Here is a 3600-nt window from a genome sequence, read left to right as displayed (position 1 = left end):
CCCCCGCTTGCGGGGGAGAGGGTTGGGGTGAGGGGCGAGCTTGAACGCGGCGACGCTGAAAAAGAAAACGACAGACGCCCCGCCAATGCCGCAAACCCGCGCGGCCAGCTCCCTCGCCCCCCTTGCGGGGAGAGGGTTGGGGTGAGGGGGCGTACGTGAGCGTGCCACCGCAGGACCGGCCTGAAACGGCCCGCCTGTCAGTTCCGGCAAAAAAATATTTAAGGTTTGCGCCTGAGCGGTCGCTTGTTTGGCAGTAACCACTGAGTTGGAACGAAATCATGGAAATCAGCCGGCAGTTCAAGCCCGCCATTGCAATGCCCACCGAGACCGCCGCGGCGCGTCCGGCCAGCGCTCGTCCTTCCGCCCAGCCTGCTGCACGTCCGGCCGCAAGCCTGCCGTTGGAGCAGATGCATGACGCCCTGCGTGCCATGCCCGAGGTCGATCTCGACCGGGTAGCGGCCATCAAGCAAGCGCTGCAGCGCGGCGAAATCTCCACCGATGTGGGTGAGTTGGCCAGTCGCATGCTCAGCTATCACCGCGGAAACGATGCGTGAGCCAGCGCGAAAAGCTGCTGGCGGTCGTCGATGACGATCTGCAGCAGGACTGCGGCGATTACCTCGCCTTGCGTGAGCTGATGCAGGAGCTGTACGGGCGTTTGCTCGAACGCGATGTGCCGGAAATCGACCGCATCAACCTGCAGATCACCGTTCGCGTCGAAGCCATTGCCGCGCGCGCCCAGCGCCGTAGCAAGGTGCTGGCAGCGTTCCGTCTGGAAACCTCGAGCGTGGGCATGCGCCGTCTGCTGTCCAGTTGCACGGGCGAGCGCGGCGAGTCCCTCCAGCAGCGTTGGCGGCAGGTTGGCGATCTCGCCGTGCAGTGCCAGCAGTTCAACGAGCACAACGGCAAGCTGCTCGCCATGCACCACGACATCCTTCAGCAACTGCTCGCCGGTGGGCAGGACGCTCGGCTCTACTCGCCGCAGGCCTACTGAGGCGAAAAGGGCCCGGCCTACGCTTATCGAACTTCTCAGGCCTGTGGATCGCCAGCAAGCTGCCTCCTACGGGCGGGTTGCCGCGGCCGCATCGGCCTGTTCTGAGGCGCCGATCTGCACGCCACCCGGTGGCTTTTGACCATCAAAGCTCAGGCTGCTTTCGTAGGAGCCAGATTGCTGGCGATCTGTCGACTCTCGATCATTGGCCAAGTCGCATCGCCCCGAGCCCGGCCTTCCACATCGCAAATCACGCGTCCGTCGCCCCGAAAAGCGAAAAACCGCAACGCTGCCGCGTTTGAGCATTCGGAAAAGAATTAATCCTTTTCCGCTGTCGCTTTAACTCGCTCACCGCTGACGTCGCCTTTACAGACAGATGTTCCGCCATCGCCCGAGGCGGAAACGGTGCTTCCCCGTTTCCTCGTCCTGTCGCGTTGCGGAAGACTTTTTTCTGCATCCCTTTTCCTCAACTGCCCGTAATACGGGCGTCCCGGAACTGGCATGCAATCTGCTGTAGCAATAGCAAGAGGGGATGGTGATGGCTATAAATTCCGATTACGTACAACAAATGTCGACGCAGCTGGCCACTTACGAAGTTCAGGGTTCGCTGGATCGGCTTAATCGCAACGAATCACGCTACAAGGCCCAGCGCGACGCGCTGAATTCGTTGCGCACCTCGATGACAACCTTCAAGTCGGCCATCACCAAGCTCAACAGCAGCACGACGAGCATGTTGACCAACAGCGCGACCTTCAGCCAGGAGGGGTACGCCACCGCCACCGTTGGCACGACGGCGCAATCGGGAAGCTATGACTTCTACGTCAAACAGCTGGCCAGCAAAGATCAGGTCGCGCTCACGGGGCTGTCCGACGCCAGCCTGGCCGGGGGCGGCACGCTGACGATCGGACAGGTCGGTGTTGCTGCGTTCAACGTCGATATGACTGGCATCACCACGCTTGACGGCCTCGCCAGCGCGATCAACGGCGCTGCCGACAACTCAGGTGTTCAAGCGACGCTGGTGCGTAGCGATGGCGTCGTCAATCTCGTACTGACCAGTACTGAAACCGGCGCCAACCAAGCCATCAGCCTTAGCGCTGCGGGCAACACCGCTTTCGAGACTGCTGTTGCGAGCCCGGTCCGTCTGTCCAGCGCGGCGGACGCGGAGGTCTATCTCGGACGCGATGCGACCGGAATCAAACTGACCAGCGCGAGCAACACCTTCGCGAACGTCATTGATGGCGTCAGCATGACCTTCACCAAGGCGCACGCGACGGGCGAGGCGCTCACCATCGATATCGCGCAGGACAAGGCCGGCACCCAGGCCAAGGCGCAAACCTTCATCGACGCCTTCAACGCGCTGATGACCAGCTTCGACTCGCTGACCGCCAGCGGTGGCGAAAGCGCCAAGCGCGGCGCACTGGCCGGTGATTCCAGCATACGTTCCATCGAAAGCCGCTTGAATGGCCTGCTACGTAGTGACTTCGGTGGCAAGAGCCTGATCGAGTTCGGCATCAGCGCCGACCGTAACGGCAAGCTGACCATCGACGCCAAGCGCTTCGAAGCCGCCGTCGCCAACGACCCCGCAGGCTTCGAGGAGCTGTTCACCGGCACCGACAAGCTGCTCGACAGCATCGACAAAACGGTCACCAGCTACACCAACAGTGCCAACGGCATGCTGAAGAACCGCATGGACACGCTGGACATGAACCTGCGCCGTATCGACGAGCAGTTCGACAATCTCCAGCAGCAGTACGACACCCATTACAGCCGCTACCTCCGGCAGTTCACCACCATGATGCAGACCATGCAGAGCATGGAGCAGACCAGCGGGATGTTCTCGATGCCCACCACATCGCAAGCTAACGGATTGTCCTCATGAACAGCTATCACCCCAACGACAGTTATGACAGCTACCGCTCGGTAGATCTCGAAGCGCGCGCCGCCTCGGCTTCGCCCTATGAGCTGGTACTGGTGCTGATGGACGGCCTGCTCGATGAGCTGGCTCGCGCCCGCGGCCACATCGAACACAAGCGTTACCAGCAGAAAGGTGTATCGCTGGAAAAGTGCATGAACATCCTCAACGGCCTCAATGGCGCCCTCGATGAAGAGGGCGGTGGCGAAGTCGTCCAGGGGTTGGCGCGTCTCTACGAATACTGCATCTACCGCCTCTCCGACGTCAGCGTGACGCTGTCGCTCGAGGGGCTGGATGAGGTGGTCAATCTGCTCGGCATTCTCCGCGAAGGCTGGGAGGGCGTCAGTGCCGCCCGTAAGTGATTGCGACCGCCTGACTGCGCTGCACGAGCAGTTGCAGCAGGCGTTGCAGGCCAGCGACTGGAACGCCGTGGCGAAGGTGGACGGTGATATTCGCCGCTGCCTCGAAGTGCTGCCCCGGCAGCACGCGCTCGACGAGGCAACGCTTGTTGCCAAGCAGCAACTCAAGCAGCTGCATGGCGAAGGCCTGCAAGCCTGCGCCGAGGAATGCGAGCGCTTGCGCCTGCTGCTGCTGAACCATCTTGAGTACGCCGAAGGGCGTGCAGCCTATCAGCGCGTTGACATGTTCCAAGCCGGAGACAGGGGATGATCCAGTCGATTTCAGCCTTGCGTACAGCCGC

General features: G+C 61.8%; 5 protein-coding genes. All 5 read left to right on the top strand.

Annotated features, from left to right (window positions below; all coding sequences use genetic code 11):
* Positions 1 to 278 precede the first annotated feature (278 nt).
* The 5 genes from flgM to PSTU_RS0108325 all read left to right on the top strand — a co-directional run bounded on the left by flgM (position 279) and on the right by PSTU_RS0108325 (position 3569).
* Positions 279 to 554: a flagellar biosynthesis anti-sigma factor FlgM gene (flgM, locus tag PSTU_RS0108350; RefSeq protein WP_019340589.1), complete on the top strand. Its 276-nt coding sequence runs from the start codon at positions 279 to 281 to the stop codon at positions 552 to 554.
* The gene (flgN, locus tag PSTU_RS0108345) at positions 551 to 991 is read left to right on the top strand and encodes a flagellar protein FlgN (protein WP_019340588.1); all 441 of its coding nucleotides are present in this window, start codon (positions 551 to 553) and stop codon (positions 989 to 991) included. Before flgM ends, flgN begins: the two co-directional genes overlap by 4 nt.
* A 535-nt stretch (positions 992 to 1526) precedes the next feature.
* A complete protein-coding gene (gene fliD, locus PSTU_RS0108335; protein ID WP_019340586.1) occupies positions 1527 to 2867 on the top strand; it encodes a flagellar filament capping protein FliD in 1341 nt (446 codons plus the stop codon).
* Complete coding sequence (fliS, locus tag PSTU_RS0108330; RefSeq protein WP_019340585.1) at positions 2864 to 3262, top strand: flagellar export chaperone FliS; 399 nt, start codon at positions 2864 to 2866, stop codon at positions 3260 to 3262. Before fliD ends, fliS begins: the two co-directional genes overlap by 4 nt.
* Positions 3246 to 3569: a hypothetical protein gene (locus tag PSTU_RS0108325; RefSeq protein WP_019340584.1), complete on the top strand. Its 324-nt coding sequence runs from the start codon at positions 3246 to 3248 to the stop codon at positions 3567 to 3569. The genes fliS and PSTU_RS0108325 overlap by 17 nt, the downstream gene beginning before the upstream one ends.
* Positions 3570 to 3600: the final 31 nt, after the last annotated feature.

The sequence above is a fragment of the Stutzerimonas stutzeri SDM-LAC genome (genome assembly GCF_000235745.1).
Lineage (GTDB): Bacteria > Pseudomonadota > Gammaproteobacteria > Pseudomonadales > Pseudomonadaceae > Stutzerimonas > Stutzerimonas stutzeri_H.
Note: the sequence above shows the minus strand (reverse complement) of the source record. Positions and strands in the feature narration are given on the sequence as shown.